This window comes from Desulfobotulus sapovorans DSM 2055, assembly GCF_059569355.1.
Genome location: NZ_JCANVJ010000005.1, coordinates 75,916 through 95,411, shown reverse-complemented (window position 1 = coordinate 95,411; position 19,496 = coordinate 75,916). Strand labels below are relative to the sequence as shown.

Genomic DNA, 19,496 nt, shown 5'->3' with positions numbered 1-19,496 from the left:
AAAACCTTCGAATAAAATCTTGCGGAACAAAACGGAGGACAGCAACGATAAAACATCGTTCCTGCAAAACATCAGAAAATTCAAAACACCGACTTTTTAGACGAAGAAGGCCGTTCCCAATCTTCAAACAGTTTCCGTTTCAAAAAGAGCCATCTGCTGCATTGGCGTGTTTTGAGCCTTTTTCAACGTCTGATCCACTTTTTGAGGTCTCTTGACGAGGGGGGACTTCTTTCGGGACTCCGCTTTACACTCATCCTCAAGCCCCATGATGGCTTTTGTGCGTTTCTCCCATGAGACCTCATCCGTGTTCTTATACCGGCTGAAAGGGAAACCAGCGGGTGGATGCACAACTTTACCTTCGATATGCGAGAGAATGGCCCGGCCAACAGCCTCGCCAAGGCCAACGGGAACGGCATTGCCAATCTGCTTGTACCGATCACCAAGATTCCCACAGAAAATCCAGTCGTCAGGAAACTGCTGTATCCTTGCATATTCCTGCACAGAAAGCGGACGATGCGCAACAGGATGACAAATATCCGTGGCTGGCATGGTCGGGGATGTGACAAGAGTACAGGAAGGCTTATCCCAATCCAGTCTGCGCAGAAATCCGGTTTTCCCCCCTCCAGAACTGTAAGACCCGCCAAGAGCCTCACGTTGAAGATCTTTAGGAAGATGTTTCCAGTACTGCCCAGGGCCGAGCATGCGGTAAAACCGCAGCCTGTCTTCCGGAAACTCCTCATGGTCGCCGGTATTGGGATCAATACCTTCAAGAGCCTCTCGCAGTGTTCGCCATTTTGGAAGCCCGAAAGATCCGTCCTGTGAATGTGTCGGCATGAGGTGTGACAGTTTTTCCCCATCCCTTGAACACAGAAGGATAACACGCTCACGAGACTGTGGCACACCGAAGTTGGCGGCATTGTAGAGATTAAAGGATACCCCATACCCTGCCCCCCGGAGCACTCCAAGAATGTGCAGTAAAGCACCTCCGGGCAATTCTTCGGGCAGAGGCTTCCAGTTCTCACCCCGTTCAGCGTGTGGCGTGTGGGTCATTGGGGCGGATAAGAAACCTCGAACATTCTCGATGACAGCGAACCTCGGGCGCAATGCAAGAATCAGATCCAGATACCGAATCAAAGCATTTCCACGATCATCCTTAAACCCGCGTCTTGCTCCAGCGGTTGAAAAGGGCTGGCAGGGAGGGCCACCTACCATGACGTCGATCTCGTCATTTGGATTCAACCCCGCTGCTGCACGGATTTGCCCTGCATCATACTTCCAGACATCGCCTAGCAGGGCGATATCGGGTCTATTAGCCGTTATCGTGCGACGGCATGTTTTGTCGAGTTCACAAGCAAGGAGGAGATGAATCCCCGCTTTTTCAAGCCCGAGATCCAGCCCCATCGCACCGGAAAAAAAGGAAAGTGCCTTAATCTCTGGAAGTGGGCCTGGTTTTCTTGATCGATCCTCGGGAGGCTTTGCAGCCCCATCGGACAGATACGCATTCACAGCAGCATCACTCGTAATCCATTGCTTCCCAATCTGACGGCCTTCAATAGCACCACATCGCAATAATGTGCGTACACGCTGCTCGGAAATTCCCAAGAGAACTCCCGCATCCTTCGTTGAAATCGCATCTGGTATTATCGCCATATCACCCTCGAAACCTGTTTTATACCCGCGCAATTCTGGCACAGTAATACTTTTAAATCAACGTTCATGTTGGCATTTTTCTATCGATCCGTTTTAAGCAGGGCAGGGTCAGGATAGAAGGAAAAGGCCAGAATATAAAACGGGCCAGGGAGATGAACATCCCTGACCCGCCTCACTTTTCACTTACCCCTTAAAAGCCTACAGGGTTTTTGCCATAAGCTCCCCCACCATCTTTGCAAAACGGGAGGGATTTTCGATCCTGCCCCCTTCGCTGACCACGGCCAGATCATGGAGCATGGCGGCCCAGTCCTTCATGGCAGGGTCTGCCGGGTCTTTGGCAAAGCGCTCTTTCAGTCCTGCCATGACCGGATGCCCGGTGTTCAGTTCCAGCACCCGCTTCTGCCTGGGCATGTCTTTTCCCGAAGCCTGCATCACCTTTTCCATGAAAGCACTCATGGCAAAGGCATCTGCGGAAAGGCAGGCCACGGAGTCCTTGAGCCGGGCCGAAGCCTTCACTTCCTTCACTTCCGCATCCAGTTCCTTCTGAATGAAGGTGAAGAGACCCTTGAAGCTTTCCGCCACCTCTTCCGAGGGTTTTTCCAGCTCCAGATCCCCCTTTTCCGCACTTTTGAGAGTTTTTCCCTCAAAATCCCTCAGGCTGTCCACCACCCACTCATCCACAGGATCGGTCATGAGCAGCACCTCATAGTCCTTGGCCTTCAGGGCTTCCAGATGGGGGCTGTTCATGAGGGCCGTAAGATTTTCTCCGGAAAGGTAGTAGATGGATTCCTGACCTTCGGGCATCCCCTCCACATAGGCCTTCAGGCTTTTAAGCTTGCCCTCGGATTTTGTGGTGGGATAGCGCAGAAGCTCTGCAATTCTGGTTTTGTTCTCATAGTCCGTGGGAATACCGGCCTTCAGCATGGGGCCGAATTCCTTCCAGAAGTCGAGGTATTTTTCCTCATCCATCTTGGAAAGAAGCTCAAAGACCCGTTTAACGATATTTTTCCGGATATTGCGCACAAGGCTGTTCTGCTGGAGAATTTCCCGGCTCACGTTGAGGTCGAGGTCCGGCGCATCCACCAAACCGTGGATGAAGCCTAGGTATTCGGGCAGAAGCTCCTTGCAGTCATCCATGACAAAGACCCGCTTGCAGTAGAGATGCAGGCCGTGCTTGCGATCCCGCTGGAAGAGATCAAAGGGGGCTTTGGAAGGGATGAAGAGCAGCACATCGTACTCCACGGCCCCTTCCAGATGCAGATGCAGTTTATCCGCAGGTTCATCCCAGTTTTTGGAGATGTGGCGGTAGAACTCCGTGTATTCCTCCTCCGTGACCTCCTCCTTCTTCCGGGTCCAGATGGCTTTCATGGAGTTTAAGGTTTCATCCTTGCGCACCTTGCGCATGGTTTCCCTGGGTTTTCCCTCCGCATCCTTTTCCTGCTCGTTTTCGGGAATGGGATCATACTTGTCCACTTCCATGAGAATGGGATAGGCGATGAAGTCTGAGTGGCGCTTGACGATATCCTTCAAAGTCCATTCTTCCGTGAAGTTGAGATCCCCTTCCTCGCCTTCCTTCAGAAAGAGGGTGATGCGGGTACCGCGCTGGGGTTTTTCCATTTCCTCCACGGAAAATTCCCCGCTGCCTTCGGATTCCCAGCGAACCCCTTTGTCCGAGGCTGCGGAACGGCTTTCCACCACCACCTTTTTCGCGACTATAAAAGAAGAATAAAAACCCACACCGAACTGACCGATCAGCTCCGGTGTGAGAAGCCCTTCCCTGCGGGAGGCTTCCAGGGCCGCCACAAAGCCTGCAGTACCGCTCCTTGCGATGGTGCCGAGGTTTTCCAGAGCCTCGTCATAGCTCATGCCAATGCCGTTATCTTCGATAACCAGGGTACCGGCTTCCTTGTCCGGCGTGATGCGGATATAAAAATCCGCATCTTTTCCAAGCAGTTCGGGATCGGTCTGGGCTTTGAACCTGAGCTTGTCAATGGCATCCGAGGCGTTGGAGATCAGCTCTCTTAAAAAAATCTCCTGATTGGAGTAGAGGGAATGGATGATGAGGTGAAGCATCTGCTTCACTTCCGTTTGAAAGGCGCGGGTTTCCTGCTTCATGACCAGTTTTCTCCTTCATATGAAATCTTGAATCAAAACAAAGAACACGGAACAAAAAATAAGGATCGAGGATCGAACAATTCCGTCAAAAAATGGGATGAAAAATGTCCTTGTCAAGGGAAGGACTTGCAAGACGGCTTTACTGTTGTATGTTTTGAAAATTCCAAAGCCTCTCAGGAGCTCTGGAGACGCGGTTCGTAAAAAAATACAAGGCTCTTTAAGGTTCTGCCTTTTCCCGGGAGCCTGTGATATTTTTGCACCCTTACCCCCTATCTTTAAATACCCGGAAGGTAAATTTCTATGGATTATCAGGGCATGATCTTCAGGCCGCCCAGCGAGGCGGATTCCATTCTTCTCCAGGTAACCGTGGGCTGTTCCCACAACAAATGCCGTTTCTGTGAGATGTACAAGGCCAAACGCTTTTCCATCAAAAGTGATGAACAGATCTTTAAAGACATCGACCATGCGGCAAGGCATTACCGTTTCATCAAGCGCCTCTTCCTCTGCGACGGCGATGCCCTGATCCTGCCCATGAAGCGCCTTGTGCCCATCATGGAAAGAATCAAAGAAAAGCTGCCCTGGCTGGAACGGGTGGGCACCTATGCCAACACCAAGAGCATTGCCTCCAAAAGTGTGGAGGAGCTGAAACAGCTCAAGGATCTGGGCTTGACCATCGCCTATTTGGGCCTGGAAAGCGGGGATGACGTGACCCTTGAGGCCATCTGCAAGGGAGCGGACAGCGCCCGCATGATCGAAATGGGCCGCAAGATCCGCTCTGCGGGCATCAAACTTTCCGTCACCGTGCTGAACGGGGTGGCAGGAAGGGAGCGCTCCATGATCCATGCCCAGGAGACGGGGCGTGTACTTTCGGCCATAGATCCGGAATTTGTGGGAGCCTTAAGCCTCATGCTCACGCCGGGAGCGCCTTTGAACAAGGATCATCAGGAGGGGCGGTTCCCCCTCATTGGTGCGGAGGAAATGCTCCAGGAGCTGGGGATGATGATCGCCACCACCCACCTTTCCAACGGTCTTTTCCACGCCAACCATGCTTCAAACTATCTGCCCATCCGGGCCCAGCTGCCAAGGGATCGGGACAAGACCCTCAAGATGATCAACGATGCCCTGGCAGGAAAGATCAAACTGAAACCCGAATATCTGAGAGCCCTTTAAAACAGGGACTCTTGTAAGATTTCCATGAGAAAGCCGTTCAGAAAAAGCTTTAGGAAAATTCTTGCATCCCTGGGACATCCGGTGTAACCAATGCCCGGACTCCCCCTGAAAAAGGGATGCTTTTTCTTTTTTTTCCAAGGAGATGACCCATGTGTTCCGCCCCGTCCACAGACGCGCTCTGCGTTACCACCCTCCGAACCCTGGCCATGGATGCCATTGAAAAGGCCAATTCCGGGCATCCCGGTGCTCCCATGGGTCTTGCTCCCGCAGCGTATGCGCTCTGGACCCGGGTGATGCACCACAACCCCAAAAACCCCGCATGGCTGGATCGGGATCGCTTTGTGCTGTCCGGCGGTCATGGCTCCATGCTGCTCTACGGCCTCCTCCACCTTTCCGGATACGGGGTTTCCCTGGAAGACCTGAAAAACTTCCGGCAGCTGGGATCGAAAACACCGGGGCATCCGGAATTCGGCCATACCCCCGGCGTGGAGACCACCACCGGCCCCTTGGGTCAGGGCATCGCCAATGCGGTGGGCATGGCCATGGCCGAGCGCCATCTGGCGGCCCGCTTCAACAGACCCGGTTTTGATCTGGTGGATCACTTCACCTATGTGATGTGCGGGGACGGGGATCTCATGGAAGGGGTGGCTGCGGAAGCCATGTCCCTGGCGGGGCATCTCAGACTGGGACGCCTTATCTGCCTTTATGATGCAAACGATATTTCCATTGAAGGGGCGACCTCCATCGCCTTTACGGAAAACGTGGCCGCCCGCATGGAAGCCTGCGGCTGGCACACCCAGACCGTGACGGACGGCAATGACCTGGACGCCATCACCTCGGCCCTGGAAACGGCCAGAACCGTGACGGACAAGCCCTCCCTCATTGTACTCAAAACCCGCATCGCCTATGGCAGCCCCAACAAGGAAGGCTCCGAGGACGCCCACGGTGCGCCCCTGGGAGCCGAAGAGGTGAGGCTCACCAAAAAGGCCTATGGCTGGCCCGAAGACGCAGACTTTCTCGTGCCCGACGCGGTCTATGACCACTTTAAAAACGTTCAGGCGAAGATGCAGGCAAAAGAAGACGCCTGGCTGGAGATGTTTCAGCGTTACGCCTCGGAACACAAGGATATGGCCAACCTCTGGCTGGATGCCATGACGGGCTTTCTCACCGAGGGCTGGGACAAGGATGTCCCCTGGTTTGCACCCGGAGAGAAAATCGCCACCCGTGCGGCTTCCGGCAAGGTGCTGAACGCCATTGCCAAAAGGGTGCCCACCCTCATGGGCGGTTCCGCCGATCTCGCTCCTTCCAACAAGACGTTTTTGAATGGCGAAGGCGAATTCCAGGCCGCAAGCCCCGAAGGCCGCAACATCCGCTTCGGTGTACGGGAACATGCCATGGGGGCCATTATGGCAGGCATGTTCCTCCATAACGGCATCCGGCCCTATGGGGCGACCTTCCTCGTCTTTGCCGATTACATGCGGCCTGCCATCCGTGTGGCCAGCCTCATGCGTCTGCCCCTCATCTATGTGTTCACCCACGACTCCATTGCCGTGGGCGAAGACGGCCCCACCCATCAGCCGGTGGAGCATCTCGCCTCTTTGCGCGCCATTCCCAACCTCACGGTCTTCCGTCCTGCGGATGCCAACGAAACGGCTGTGGGATGGAAGGTGGCCATGAAAAGCAATTCCAGCCCCACGGCCCTCATCCTGAGCCGCCAGAATCTTCCCGTTTTCAACACGGACGCGAAAAGGGGCAGGCCGGAGCGGGGAGCCTATATTCTGGAAGACGCCGCAGGCACACCGGATATCGTGCTCATTGCTTCAGGTTCCGAGGTGCATCTGGCGGTGGAGGCCCGGAAAATCCTTCTGGAAAAGGGCATCCAGGCCCGCGTGGTGAGCATGCCCTCCTGGGAGCTTTTTGAAAAGGACACGGAAGATTACAGAAAACGCATCCTGCCCCCTGCCCTGAAAAAGCGCCTGGTCATTGAGGCGGGGATCGCCATGGGCTGGCAGAAATATGCGGGCGATGAGGGCGACATTATTTCCATCGAAACCTTCGGAGCTTCGGGGCCGGATAAGGAAGTGCTGCGCCAGTTTGGCTTTATTGTGGAGAATGTGGTGAACCGGGCACTGATTCTGGCCCGGAAAAAATAGACGCATCTGGCTTCTGATACGGAAAGGTGCGTTTCCCGATACGGGGAAGCGCACCTCTTTTTTTCACAGGCCGGAAAACGCGCCGCTCTGCTTCCCTTTCCCCGGACACAGGGCAGGCCCAAAATCCGGGAGACGGTATCCCTGATGTTTCCACATTCCGCTGCCTGATTTCCTGTAACAGGAACTCCGTCCGAATGCCCCCCGCAAAGCACCAGAGAAGGTCTTCCTGAAGCCCCAGTCCCAAACGAAACCATGCCTGAAGCGTAAAAGCACATCCCATAAAAAACGTGTCTGGGACAAAAGACTGCGTCAGGAATATTCCCTAACTGTCAAAATCATGTCACAGTACTTCCGTATCCCCCGTATGACAAAACGGGAGACCATCCCTCCAGACCACCAAGGAGAACGGAACATGCTCCCCCTTTTTTCCGGACTGTCCCTCATCGCCCTCCTTGCCCTTCTCTTTTACCGCCTCTTCTACCGCAAACTCCAGGACAGTGAAGAACGCTTCCGACTGATCTTCAACCTCATGCCCTATGCCTGTTCTATCAATGATATGGACGGCCGTTTCCGCATGGTGAACCAGGCCTACTGCATAAAATCGGAACGGCGGGAAGAGGATATTCTTGGAAAAAACAATCAGGAAATGGGAGATGTCATTGATCCTGAAGCCTCAAAAAAAATCCGGGATGCCATTCTTGAAAAGGGAAGGGTGGAAAACCAGAAAATTCAGATGTACCGTAACGGTAAGGAATTTCACCTGATGTTTTCCAGTGCCCTGGTGAACATACACGGCGAAAAATGTTTCATTTCCTCCACCATCGATATTACGGAACAGGTTCACGCTGAAGAGGCCCTGAGGGAAAGTGAGGCCCGCTACCAGTCCGTTCTCACCGTATCCAATACGGGCGCCTGGGAATACCACAGGGACAGAAATCATGTCTGGTGCAGCCCGATGTACTTTGAAATCCTCGGCCTTGATCCCGGAAATTTCATCATGGATGGCAGGGAAAATCTCACGGAAGTCTGGCTGAATCTCCTGCACCCTGAAGACAGGGAAGGTGCACAGGAAACCTTCAGCCGCTATCTGGCCTCAGGTTGTGCGGGCATGTACGAGAATACCTTCCGTATGCGGCACAGAAACGGAAAATGGATCTGGATTTTTTCCAGAGGTCAGGCCCTCCGGGATGCAGACCATCGGGCTGGAAACCGGATTGTGGGTACCCACATCAACATCACGGATATCAAGGAAGCCCAGCAGCTTATTGTGGAAAAAAACCGGGAGCTGGAACAGATTGTCTATGTGACATCCCACGACCTCCGTTCTCCCCTCGTCAATGTAGACGGATATGGGAGGGAACTGGACTATTCGGTGCAGGCTCTGGAAACTGCCCTTGCAGATTCCGCTGTGCAGGATATGCTGCAAAACTCCCTGACCGCAGAGCTTCCCGCCATGAAGGAAGCCCTGGGGCACATCCGCAACAGCACCCGACAGATGGACAGCCTTCTTAAAGGCCTGCTGCGTCTTTCCCGGACAGGCCGGGCAAGACTTTCCATCGAAACCGTGAACATGGAAGCCCTGATGGGTACCCTGGTGTCTTCCTTTGAATTTCAGGTAAAAACAACGGGAGCGCGGATTGAGGTCGGCCCACTTCCCCCCTGCCGGGGAGATGCCGTTCAGCTGGGCCAGGTGTTTTCAAACCTCATCAGCAATGCCCTGAAATACCTTGAGCCAGGAAGACCGGGAAGGATAGAAATCCTGGGATTTCAGCAGGAGGGGCAGTGTCTCTACCGGGTAAAAGACAATGGCATTGGTATTGATCCCCGCCATCAGGAAAAAGTATTTGAGATTTTTCACCGCCTGAACCCTGCTGCCACGGAAGGGGAAGGGCTGGGACTCACCATTGTCCGGCAGATTCTGGGAAGGCTTGATGGAGAAGTCCGGCTTTCATCCCGTCCGGGAGAAGGAGCCTCCTTTGAGGTACGTCTTCCCGCAGCCATGAATTCTCAGGTAAACGCCTCCGAAAAAGGAAGTTCACCGTGACCCTGCCCCCCCATGACCGGAAGGGAAACATCGCCATGCATCAGGAAGTCATCATTCTTGTGGCGGAAGACAATGAAGGCCATGCGGGCCTGATCCGGAAAAATCTTACCCGTGCGGGCATCACCAATCCCATCCTTCATTTTCAGGACGGCCAGGAAATCCTCGATTTTCTCTTCCGGCAGGGATCGGGCCCCCACCGTGTCCCCGGAGACGCCCATGTGCTTCTCCTTGACATCCGTATGCCCAAGGTGGATGGCACGGAAGTGCTGCGCCGGGTAAAATCCGATCCTGCCCTCAGAAAACTGCCGGTTATCATGATCACCACAACGGACGACCCCAGGGAAATCAACCTCTGCCATGAGCTGGGATGCAACAACTACATCACCAAGCCCGTGGAATACGAAGCCTTTGTCAACGCCATCCGTCAGCTGGGTCTCTTTCTCACCGTTGTGCAGATCCCGGAAATCCATGAAAAAACGCCTTCCCCCATCCCCTGACCTGTAAGGATCTAGCCCATGCATAGAGCTGCCCCGATCCCTCCGCCCCTTACCGGCCCCATCCTGGTGGTGGATGACGATGATGCCCTCCGAAATCTCATCCTGCGGAGAATCCGGTCTCTGGGATACGAGGCTGCGGGATGTGCCTGCGGTAAAGAGGCCCTGAAGGCTGTCATGGCAAGGTCTCCCCGTCTGATGCTTCTGGATCAGCGCCTTCCGGACATGGAGGGAGCGGATATCGTCCGCACCCTCGATACCGGGGGCGTCCGCATCCCCTTCATCATCATGACAGGCCAGGGGGATGAACGCCTTGCCGTGGAGGTGATGAAGCTTGGGGCTGCCGACTATCTCGTAAAGGACATGGATTTTCTGGATCTTTTTCCCGGCGTGCTCCAGCGGGTTCTCCGGATTCTGGACACGGAACAGCGGCTGAAGGTCTCGGAAGCAGAAAAGGCAAAACTCCACATGCAGCTGGCCCAGGCCCAGAAAATGGAAGCCATCGGTCGCCTTGCGGGAGGGGTGGCCCACGATTTCAACAATATGCTGGGGGTTATTCTCGGCCATGCGGAACTGGCCATGGGAAAAACAGAACCGGAGACCCGGCTTTTTTCCCACCTTCAGGAAATCTTCAAGGCCGCAGAACGCTCCGCAGCCCTTACCAGCCAGCTGCTCGCCTTTGCCCGGAAACAGACGGTCAGCCCCAGATCCATGGATCTCAACCTTGCGGTGGAGGGGATGCTTTCCCTGCTCCACCGTCTCACCGGTGGTCATATCGAGCTTATCTGGCAGCCCTCAGTCCTGCCTGCCCGGGTAAAAATGGATCCCTCTCAGGTGGATCAGATTCTTGCCAATCTCTGTGTCAATGCGCGGGATGCCATCGGTGATACGGGGCAGATTGTCCTTTCCACGGAAGTCCTCTTCCTGGACGGAACATGGCCGGAAGGTTCGGGGACAGTGGAAGGGCTTCCTTCAGGAGAGTATGTCCTCCTTTCTGCAAGGGATACGGGATGCGGCATGACAGCGGATGTGCTGGAGCAGATTTTTGAACCCTTCTTTACCACCAAAGAAGGTAAAAAAGGAACAGGGCTGGGGCTGGCCACCCTCTATGGCATCGTTGCCCAGAACGGTGGGGGTATCCGTGTTGAGAGCCAGCCGGGAAAAGGCTCCCTGTTCCGCATTTATCTCCCGCTGGACAGGGAGCCCGGCATTCCCGCTCTCCGGCTGGAAAACCAGGCCGCCGGTACCGCTCCGGGAAAAACCATCCTTCTCGTGGAGGACGAGACCATGATCCTTGATATCACACGGGAAATGCTGGAATCTATGGGCCATACCGTTCTGGCCGCAGGCAGCCCGGAAGAGGCCCTCTCCATGGCTGAAAAACAGACAGAGCCTCTTTCTCTTCTCCTGAGCGATGTGATGATGCCTCAAATGAACGGCCATGTGCTTGCCGCACAACTCAAACGCCGTCATCCGGAACTGAAGGTACTTTTCATGTCGGGGTACACCAGCGACGCACTTTCCAGGGGCAGCACTCTGGATACCGGAATTCGTTTTATTCAGAAACCCTTCTCCATGAAAACCCTGACGGAAAAAATCCGGGAAGCATTTCAGGACTGAGGCAGAGCGAACCTGTGACAGAAGACCGGAATGTCCGGTTCTGTGGGCATGGAAGGGCTGTTTCCCGTGCGGGAGGGATACGGATTCTGGCAGGTACAAATGAGAATATAAGCAAATTCGCAAAAATGAGACTGGGGATACGGCATGCCGCATCCCCATCTCATTTGTATGCCAGGGCCATGTCAGTCGTCCATGTCTTCCATGGCGTCCCGTTCGTCAAAGTACCGCATGGAGGTTTTTTTCAGCTCCCGGATACTGAACAGCATGGTGTAGTCCTGAAGGCCTGCGGTTTGTGCCATATCCGCCACGGTGTCACGGCAGGATTCCTGGGTTCTGGCATGCACCATGGTGTAAAGGTTGTAGGGCCAGCCCGGCTTGGGATCCCTGCGGTAACAATGGGAAACAGCCTCAAACCCGGACATGATTTCCCCAATGGCCAGAATCCGGTCTTCCGGAGCCTTCCAGGCCACCATGGCATTGGCGGCAAAACCGGATTTCTGATGCCGAAGCGTCGCCCCATACCGTCGGATCAGTTTTCTGTCATTGAGGCTTTTAAGAATGGCAAGAAAATCTTCCTCCTCCATTCCCATACCTTCGGCAAGAATTTTGTAAGGCCTCGGATCCAGAGGAATATCGCCCTGGATCGCGGCAATCACTTTTTTTTCATCATCGCTCAGCATGGCAGCTCCGCAGAAAAGATCAGGAAGATGCTCCGGATTTCCCCAGGGTATAGCCCTGCACGGAAAATCCGAAACGCACCGCAGGATGGAGATGAAAAATATTCATCCACCCCAGGCGGGAATCGGGTTGATCCAGATAATGACGGCTTTCACACAGCCTGATGTCCTCGCCCCAGTTTTCCAGCTCTCCGGGAAAGGAAAGCCCCCAGCAGAAACGGGCCCCCGTGAGCCAGAGTGTGGGATTAAAAGCGCTCATCACCACCTGCAAGGGGCTGACGGCATCAAAAATCAGAAAGGCGGGTGAAAAATCTTCCCGGATTTTATGGACAAACCGACGCACACAGTCTTCGGTAAGGTACATCAGTACCCCTTCAGCAAGGATAAGAAGGGGACGCCCTCTGCGCACCACTTTCCGATACCAGTCCGGTTCATCCAAAGAGGCATCAATCATGTGGTAACGATCGCTTTCTTCAAAAAAATAACGCCGAATGTACATGACCTCCGGCAGATCCATCTCATACCAGTCCAGCTCTCCTGTGTCCATGCGGAAAAAACGGGTATCCAGACCTGCCCCCACATTGACCACCACGGCATCAGGATAGGAAGCCAGAAAGGCCCTTACCATGCGATCCACGGCCGCCACACGCATAAGAGTTGCGGTCTGCATGAGAATATGCCCGTCAAACTTTTTGAAATTATAGGGCAACCGTTCAACAAGAGCCCTGGCCATGGGATCCCGGACAAGGGGAGACGGCGCACTGCACTCCTGGGCTCGAAAATACAGGGGAAGCATGAGGGTTTCTGAAATGGCGTCCAGAGGGGGAATTGAGGCTAGCATGGCACATACCTCCCGGGGAAAAGACAGCGGGCTGGGCAGGATTGGGGCAACCGGATCGGGATGTCCGTACACAAAAGTGTACAGATACACGGGTGTATCAGGATGGATTGTCTGACACGGATCTCATGTTTACACAGGGAACCTTATTTTGAATTCCGGATCGTACTCCGTAAACAGATCTTTGACTCCTTAGCACAGGCATCCGAAAAAGTCTTTCTTAAAAAGACAACACTTTTGTCATTTTTATTCCCCACAAAAAAATCCCGGATTTCTGATTGCCAGGGACATGCGCTTGACGCCCCTCCCCTGCGGGAAAACCGTATTCTCTTCCCGGTATGCCGTCTTTCTTTTCGCAGTGCACAACTGCGCATTGCCCCCGATGCTTGAACCATGGTATAGAAAAATACTTTTTACTGTTTTCTGCAAAGATCCGCCCGCCGTCCAGGACTCCCACCCAAGTCATACCAGCCAGGAGGATGCATGAAAGCCCAGAAAAAGCCCATCATACGCAACCCCAAACCCGCTCCACAGAATCCCTCTGTGCCGGAAGCTCCCGAATCTGAAAAAAAAGATATGATTCTGGACGCCGCGCATATCATTGACCGGAACTTTCGCAACAGTATGGTTCGTTTTACGGGGCCCATTGATGTACCCGCCTTCAGCCGCGCCTATTTTGATGCCATGGTGCATCTGGCCTGGAGTCCGGGAACCCGGTTCCGCATGATGCTGGAAAGCATGAATGTCCTGGTGGACATGGCCTGTATTCAGGCTGGTCTTGCCCCGCCTGTGGTGGATCGCCGCTTCCGGGATCCCCAGTGGAACAACTGGCCCTTTTCCCTTTATAAAGATCTTTTCCTGCGTCATGAAGCCTATCTGGAAAGCCGCCTGCAAGGCATCCGGGGGGTTTCCGAGCATTCCAACCTCCTGATCCAGTTCCTCACCCATCAGATTACGGCGATGATGAATCCCCTGAATTTTCCAACAACGAATCCGGAAGTCATCCGCACCACCATGGAAAAGGGAGGCCAGAACCTTGTCAAGGGGATACAGAACCTCATCGACACCCTCAGCACCCACGGCGGTGAACTGGTGGTACGTCACAGCCGGGAGGATTTCCATCAGGTGGGCAAAACCCTGGCCTGCACACCGGGCAAGGTGGTCTACCGCAACCGTCTCATCGAGCTGATCCAGTACGCACCGGTGACAGACAAGGTCTGCGGCACCCCCATTCTGCTGGTACCGGCATGGATCAACAAATTTTATGTCCTGGATTTAAGCCCTCACAACAGCATGGTGCGTTATCTTGTGGAGCAGGGTTTTACAGTATTTATTCTGAGCTGGAAAAACGTGGATGGCACGTACCGCCACGACGGCATTGACAGCTATGTGAAAAACGGTCTCCTTGAGTCCATTGCCGAAATCCGTAAAATTACGGGCAGTGACGGGGTTCACCTTGCGGGGTACTGCATGGGCGCCATCCTCTGTTCCATTGCCGCCGCCTACCTTCGGGGGCAGGAGGATACGTCCATCAAAACCCTTTCCTGCTTTGCCGCCCAGCTGGATTTCAGCGATGCCGGGGATCTGCGAAGTTTCATTGACGAAAGTCAGATCACCTTCCTGAAGGATCTCATGGAGGAAAAGGGCTACCTCGCCAAGTCCAACATGATGCAGACCTACAGCCTCCTCAGACCCAGGGATCTGTACTGGAATTACCTCATTGATGAATTTTTCCTGGGCAAGGAGCCTTTTAATCTGGATTTCCTTTTCTGGAACGATGACGGTACCCGTATGCCCATGGCGCTGCACATTGATATCCTGGAAAGGCTGTACCTGGAAGACCAGCTTACCGAAGGCAAATTCCGTATGGCCGATGGCCGCAGCATTGACTTAAGAAACATTGACATGGATCTGTATTCCGTGGGCACCCTGAAGGATCATATTGCCCCCTGGAAATCGGTGTACCGCATTCCCCACTTTGTCACCTCACCCATCAAATTCATCCTGGCTTCCAGCGGTCATATCGCGGGGATCATCAATCCGCCCGGAGAAAAGGGACACTACCATACGGATGGCATTCTGGGGCAGGGGGCGGAACACTGGCTGGCTACGGCCCAGATGCACGAAGGCACCTGGTGGCCGGACTGGACAGACTGGATGCGGGAGCGGAGTCAGCCGGAACCGGCGAAACTTCCCTGGCCTCCCGAGAAGGAAAGGGATCTGGGAGCTGCACCGGGAAGTTATGTGATGGAAAAATAAGGCAATCTTCAGGAAGGTCTCCCTTTTTCCTTATCGGATCCTTCCCTGTCCCCACCTACCTGGAAAAAAGCGCTGCTTCATGCAGCGCTTTTTTCCTTTCAGGGGGACAGTATGGACAATGAAGGTGCCGCCCCGCCGGACGGCTCAAACGTATTGCAGGAGGGGCGTGTGGCAAACCGCTTTCTTGGGGGATTGAAGTAACCGTGTTTCAGCTCCGGAAAGAGCCTGCGCATATGCCGGATCAGAACAGGCATCCCCATACCGGAACCACAGGGAGCCACAGCCGAAACCAGTCTGTGGTAACGCAGGGGGTCAAAATTGAGGTTACGCCACTGGATCAGATGCACCCCATGATGTTGCAGAAAATGCTCCATGGCGGCCGCTTCTTCCGGCGCATCGGTAACACCGGGGGCATTCAGATAATTGATGGCCACGTGGCGGCCCCATTTCCCAGCCACATCCACACTGCGGAGTACATCGCTGAACGCATAGCCCCTGGGCTGAAAATAGGCCTGGTATACCGCTTCCCGGCCACTGTTCAGGCTCACCCGGATGGAATCCAGCCCCGCCTCAAACAGGCCATCAAGTACGGCGGGAAGACTGGCGTTGGTATTCATGTTCAAGGTGCCCCTGTCCGTTTTTTCCCGGATAAGGCGCAGGGCAGGTTCGATGACATGGGCCGCCAGCAGAGGGTCGCCCTCGCAGCCCTGTCCGAAACTCACCACCGCATCCGGTACCCGCTCAATATGAAAAAGGGCAATCTCCGCAATTTCCCTGGGGCTGGGGGTGAAGGCAATACGGTTCTGGCAGCTTTGCAGCTCCGGATTGTTCTGAAGGGAAATACAGCCGAGGCAACGGGCATTGCAGGCTCTCGATGTGGGAAGCGGGGCTTCGTAGCGGCCCAGAAAAAAATTTTTGGCCGCAGGGCAGCCATAAATCAGGGCGCAGTTCTTGATATGCACCAGAAGCCGGTTTCTGGGTAAAAGGGTACGGACTTCCCGCACCCCGGCCTGCACCTGTTCCACAGGCATACAACGCAGATCCTGACGGTCTTCCGCATCCACCTGAAACACGGCGGAAGCAAATCCCTTTGAAGACCAGCCCACGGCCCCATAGGCGAAAAGGGGCAGGATACGGGCATCTGCCCTTTCCGCATAGGCCGGATGATGGGTAATGACATAGCCCGGAGAATTGAAGGCCGCCACGGGAAAAAGGGGTTCCCCGGGTGCCCAGGGATTTTCCGTCAGCACTTCCGCACGGTTTTTACGGATATTCCACAATACGGGAAAACGATCCGGCAGGAGCAGGGTTTCACTGCCATGGGGCAGGGGTACCATATCCCCTTCCCTCAGAGGGATCATGCGGTCGCCACACATCCCTAAGGCCGCGTAGCCGTCGAGGTCAAAAATTTCGCCTGCTCTGTTGGCCACAAGGCCCAGCACATAGGGAGAGGTTTGGGGACGTGATTTTGGGGCGTGTTTTTTCCGGGCCATGGCTCCGTCTTCCTTGCAGACCGCCTTGTGGTTGACAGAAAAAGGAGATCTGGGGTATCGCTTCACAGCAGTAAAGGGGGGTTATTTCAAGCGTAATGCCAGGCGCACCGCCATCCAGACGCTTCTGGGTAGCCTGCGCCTTTTGCATATCTGAAAAACGTCAAAGCGGAAAGTCTTTCATGAAATCCCTTGTGCTCATCGATCATTTTGATTCCTTCACCTTCAACCTTGTCCAGCTGTTTGCCCTTGCGGGACTGAAACCCAGGGTAGTACGCAGTCATGTCTCCCTGGATGAGATCAAAAAAGAAAATCCGGCAGGACTGATCCTTGGGCCAGGCCCCGATGACCCCTCCCGCTGCGGGCTTGCCATGGCCGCCATCGCCCACTTTTCAGACCGTATCCCCATTCTCGGGATCTGCCTGGGAATGCAGTGTCTCGCCGAAGCCTTTGGGGGAAAAACCCTCCGGGCGAAAACCCCTGTCCACGGAAAAACCAGCCGGGTGTTCCATGACGGGAGCGGTGTGCTCAAGGATGTTCCCAGCCCCTTCACAGCCTGCCGGTACCACTCCCTTGCCGTCAGCCTTCCGGAAGAAAGTGCCCTTCTGCTCTGCGCCAGAGCCGAGGATGGCACGGCCATGGCACTTCGGCACACAACACTTCCCCTCCACGGCCTTCAGTTTCATCCGGAAAGTTTTTTAAGCGAGTCCGGTCATCGCATGGCCCAAAATTTCCTGGGAGAGCTGGCATGACGGATCTCGCAACGCTGAAAAAACCGGCCGGTTTCCGCCGCCGCAGCCTTTCTTTTGACAAGGATTTTAAAGACCTTGTCCCCCTCTTTGAAGCAGAAAGGGGAAGCATGGTTCTCCTTTCCGGCGGGGATCACCCCGAAGCCCGTATGCAGGGGATGGCACTCTGGCCCTTTCTGGAACTTTCCTGTCAGGAGACGGAAGCCACGCTCTCTCAGGGGGAACTGCTGCTGCGCAGCCCGGATCTGCTGGGGCTTCTGGATGCTGTCCTGCACGCCTGCACCTTTCCGGAGGAAAGGGAAGGGCTTCCCTTCGGGCTTTTTGGCTTTTTTTCCTATGATCTGAAACACCATGTGGAGAATCTTCCCGACACGGTGCTGGATGATCTCTTCCTGCCTCTGTACCGGCTCTTTGCCCCAAGGCTTGTCCTCTGGCAGAAGCCTGGGGAAAAAATGCTGCATATGAAGGCCCTTTTTCTCGACGATGAAGGCCCGGCTGAGGCGGAAGCCCTGCTGGACGCCATGGAAAAAAGGATGGAGACTCTTTCCCCCTGGCCCTGGGAAAAAAAAGAGCTTCCGGCTCCCGGCCCCCTTCTTTCCACCTTCACGCCTCCAGACTATCACGGGGCGGTAAACCGTATCCGGGAACACATTCTGCGGGGGGAAGTCTATCAGGTCAACCTTTCCCAGCGTTTCAGCGTGAGCTTCCCGGGTTCCGCCTGTGCCCTTTTTCTGAAGATGTTTGAAACCGCCCCCCAGCCTTTTTCCGCCTTTCTCCAGGCAGGAGACTTTCAGCTGGCCTCCCTGTCTCCGGAACGTTTTCTGCGTGTGGAAGGCAGAAAAATCGAAAGCCATCCCATCAAGGGCACCCGTCCCAGGGGAGAAACTCCGGAAGCGGATGCCCGTCTGAAAAAGGAGCTGGAGACCAGCGAAAAGGACGGGGCTGAACTGGCCATGATTGTGGATCTGGTTCGCAATGATCTCGGTCGCATTGCGGTGACAGGCAGTGTGCACGTGGAAGTGGCCGCACGGACGGAAATCTGGCCCCACCTGTTTCACCGGGTGGCGGTGGTTTCCGCTGTACTGGAAGAGGGACTGGGCATCGGCGATATTCTGAAGGCCACTTTTCCGCCCGGCTCTGTGACAGGCTGTCCCAGAATCCGGGCCATGGAACTTATTGATGAACTGGAACCCGGACGCCGCCATGCCTATACCGGTGCCCTGGGCTATCTGGGGTTTGATGGCCGTCTGGATCTCAATGTGGCCATCCGAACGGTGATTGTCCGTGACGGCAAGGCCCACTACGCCACAGGCGGCGGTGTGGTCTGGGATTCGGATCCGGAAGAGGAATACCGGGAGACCCTGCACAAGGCGGCCCCCTTCTTCAGGGCGCTGGGGGTAAAAGCGGGTGAAGTGAAAATGGGGCCAGCCCCCCTGATCTGGCAGGATGGCCGCTTTCTGCCCCTGTCGTCCTGTTCTGTTCCTCTGGACAGTCCGGCCCTGCGCCACGGACGGGGACTGTTTGAAACCCTGAGGGTGGAGGCGGGAAAGGCCCTGCACCTTGAGGCCCATGTCCAGCGGCTCGCCTCTTCCGTTTCCGAGGTTACGGGAAAAACCCTGCCCGGTGTACGCTGGGAACACATCGTGGCAAGACTCTGCAAGGAAAATCCGGAAGCCGCTGCAAGGGGGCAGCTCCATCTTCTGGCCCTGGATCAGGGGGAAAGGATGCTCTCCCTGGCTGCCGTGCTGCGCCCTTTACAGCTTTCCCACACAACAGAGGGGCTTATTCTGAGCTGCCATCCTGAACCTTTCTGCTCACCCATGGCCCGGCACAAAAGTCTTGCCTATGTCTTTTTTGCAAGGGCCAGGGAGGAAGCCCAAAAAAAAGGGGCGGACGAGGCCCTCATTGTCGCACCGGATGGCCGTATTCTGGAAGGCTCCTTTTCCAGTCTGCTGCTTTTTTCCGGCAGGCGGGTGCTGGTACCCGAAGGCCCCTCTCTTCCCGGAATCACCCGGCAACAGCTGCTTTGCCATCTGAAGGCAGAGGGCTGGAAGGTGGAAAAGAAAGCTCTTTTCATGGAGGATCTTCAAAGGGGGGATTGTCTTTTCTGCTGTTCCAGCCTCCGGGGTCCCATGTGGGTGAAGGCCGTGGAGAAGGTGGGGTTCAACAAACCAGAAGCCTCCTGGTTTGCTGCCCTGCGCCGGGCCATCGGCTATCCGGTCACAGCCGAATGAAGG

Annotated in this window: 13 protein-coding genes; 8 read left to right on the top strand and 5 right to left on the bottom strand. The window is 55.0% G+C overall.

Annotated features, from left to right (window positions below):
• Positions 1-123: 123 nt before the first annotated feature.
• Both BR04_RS06230 and htpG read right to left on the bottom strand, forming a co-directional pair.
• Entirely contained in the window at positions 124-1,692 is a 1,569-nt protein-coding gene (locus tag BR04_RS06230) for a DNA cytosine methyltransferase (RefSeq protein ID WP_496355139.1), read from the bottom strand.
• A gap of 156 nt (positions 1,693-1,848) precedes the next feature.
• Complete coding sequence (gene htpG / locus BR04_RS06225) at positions 1,849-3,765, bottom strand: molecular chaperone HtpG (protein ID WP_496355138.1); 1,917 nt, start codon at positions 3,763-3,765, stop codon at positions 1,849-1,851.
• Positions 3,766-4,065: 300 nt separating this feature from the next.
• On the opposite strand from htpG, the gene BR04_RS06220 reads away from it, so the two are divergent.
• The 5 genes from BR04_RS06220 to BR04_RS06200 all read left to right on the top strand — a co-directional run bounded on the left by BR04_RS06220 (position 4,066) and on the right by BR04_RS06200 (position 11,246).
• Positions 4,066-4,935 carry a radical SAM protein gene (locus BR04_RS06220; RefSeq protein ID WP_496355137.1) on the top strand — a complete coding sequence of 290 codons (870 nt, stop codon included), beginning with the start codon at positions 4,066-4,068 and terminating at the stop codon, positions 4,933-4,935.
• Between the two features lie 149 nt (positions 4,936-5,084).
• Positions 5,085-7,088: a transketolase gene (tkt, locus tag BR04_RS06215; protein ID WP_496355136.1), complete on the top strand. Its 2,004-nt coding sequence runs from the start codon at positions 5,085-5,087 to the stop codon at positions 7,086-7,088.
• A 412-nt stretch (positions 7,089-7,500) separates the two neighbouring features.
• Positions 7,501-9,132 (top strand): PAS domain-containing sensor histidine kinase, encoded by a 1,632-nt coding sequence (locus BR04_RS06210; RefSeq protein WP_496355135.1) that lies wholly within the window; start codon positions 7,501-7,503, stop codon positions 9,130-9,132.
• Complete coding sequence (locus tag BR04_RS06205; protein ID WP_496355134.1) at positions 9,129-9,629, top strand: response regulator; 501 nt, start codon at positions 9,129-9,131, stop codon at positions 9,627-9,629. The genes BR04_RS06210 and BR04_RS06205 overlap by 4 nt, the downstream gene beginning before the upstream one ends.
• An 18-nt stretch (positions 9,630-9,647) precedes the next feature.
• The gene (locus BR04_RS06200; RefSeq protein ID WP_496355133.1) at positions 9,648-11,246 is read left to right on the top strand and encodes a response regulator; all 1,599 of its coding nucleotides are present in this window, start codon (positions 9,648-9,650) and stop codon (positions 11,244-11,246) included.
• A gap of 182 nt (positions 11,247-11,428) precedes the next feature.
• Here the strand turns inward: BR04_RS06200 and ahbB are convergent, their stop codons facing one another.
• Both ahbB and BR04_RS06190 read right to left on the bottom strand, forming a co-directional pair.
• Positions 11,429-11,926 (bottom strand): siroheme decarboxylase subunit beta, encoded by a 498-nt coding sequence (gene ahbB, locus BR04_RS06195; RefSeq protein ID WP_496355132.1) that lies wholly within the window; start codon positions 11,924-11,926, stop codon positions 11,429-11,431.
• Positions 11,927-11,945: 19 nt separating this feature from the next.
• A complete protein-coding gene (locus tag BR04_RS06190; RefSeq protein ID WP_496355131.1) occupies positions 11,946-12,764 on the bottom strand; it encodes a class I SAM-dependent methyltransferase in 819 nt (272 codons plus the stop codon).
• A gap of 480 nt (positions 12,765-13,244) precedes the next feature.
• Here BR04_RS06190 and BR04_RS06185 point away from each other — a divergent pair, with 480 nt between their 5' ends.
• Entirely contained in the window at positions 13,245-15,020 is a 1,776-nt protein-coding gene (locus BR04_RS06185) for a PHA/PHB synthase family protein (protein WP_496355130.1), read from the top strand.
• A 98-nt stretch (positions 15,021-15,118) separates the two neighbouring features.
• On the opposite strand, the gene BR04_RS06180 is transcribed toward BR04_RS06185, so the two are convergent.
• Entirely contained in the window at positions 15,119-16,513 is a 1,395-nt protein-coding gene (locus BR04_RS06180) for a radical SAM family protein (protein ID WP_496355129.1), read from the bottom strand.
• Positions 16,514-16,692: 179 nt separating this feature from the next.
• On the opposite strand from BR04_RS06180, the gene BR04_RS06175 reads away from it, so the two are divergent.
• Entirely contained in the window at positions 16,693-17,262 is a 570-nt protein-coding gene (locus BR04_RS06175) for an anthranilate synthase component II (RefSeq protein ID WP_496355128.1), read from the top strand.
• Entirely contained in the window at positions 17,259-19,493 is a 2,235-nt protein-coding gene (gene pabB, locus BR04_RS06170) for an aminodeoxychorismate synthase component I (RefSeq protein WP_496355127.1), read from the top strand. The genes BR04_RS06175 and pabB overlap by 4 nt, the downstream gene beginning before the upstream one ends.
• Positions 19,494-19,496 lie beyond the last annotated feature (3 nt).

What these genes read in the sequence shown, in the direction of transcription:
- htpG (WP_496355138.1), bottom strand. Translation starts at nt 3,765, where the DNA reads ATGAAGCAGGAAACCCGCGCCTTTCAAACGGAAGTGAAGCAGATGCTT.
- BR04_RS06220 (WP_496355137.1), top strand. Translation starts at nt 4,066, where the DNA reads ATGGATTATCAGGGCATGATCTTCAGGCCGCCCAGCGAGGCGGATTCC.
- tkt (WP_496355136.1), top strand. Translation starts at nt 5,085, where the DNA reads ATGTGTTCCGCCCCGTCCACAGACGCGCTCTGCGTTACCACCCTCCGA.
- BR04_RS06210 (WP_496355135.1), top strand. Translation starts at nt 7,501, where the DNA reads ATGCTCCCCCTTTTTTCCGGACTGTCCCTCATCGCCCTCCTTGCCCTT.
- BR04_RS06200 (WP_496355133.1), top strand. Translation starts at nt 9,648, where the DNA reads ATGCATAGAGCTGCCCCGATCCCTCCGCCCCTTACCGGCCCCATCCTG.
- ahbB (WP_496355132.1), bottom strand. Translation starts at nt 11,926, where the DNA reads ATGCTGAGCGATGATGAAAAAAAAGTGATTGCCGCGATCCAGGGCGAT.
- BR04_RS06190 (WP_496355131.1), bottom strand. Translation starts at nt 12,764, where the DNA reads ATGCTAGCCTCAATTCCCCCTCTGGACGCCATTTCAGAAACCCTCATG.
- BR04_RS06185 (WP_496355130.1), top strand. Translation starts at nt 13,245, where the DNA reads ATGAAAGCCCAGAAAAAGCCCATCATACGCAACCCCAAACCCGCTCCA.
- BR04_RS06180 (WP_496355129.1), bottom strand. Translation starts at nt 16,513, where the DNA reads ATGGCCCGGAAAAAACACGCCCCAAAATCACGTCCCCAAACCTCTCCC.
- BR04_RS06175 (WP_496355128.1), top strand. Translation starts at nt 16,693, where the DNA reads ATGAAATCCCTTGTGCTCATCGATCATTTTGATTCCTTCACCTTCAAC.
- pabB (WP_496355127.1), top strand. Translation starts at nt 17,259, where the DNA reads ATGACGGATCTCGCAACGCTGAAAAAACCGGCCGGTTTCCGCCGCCGC.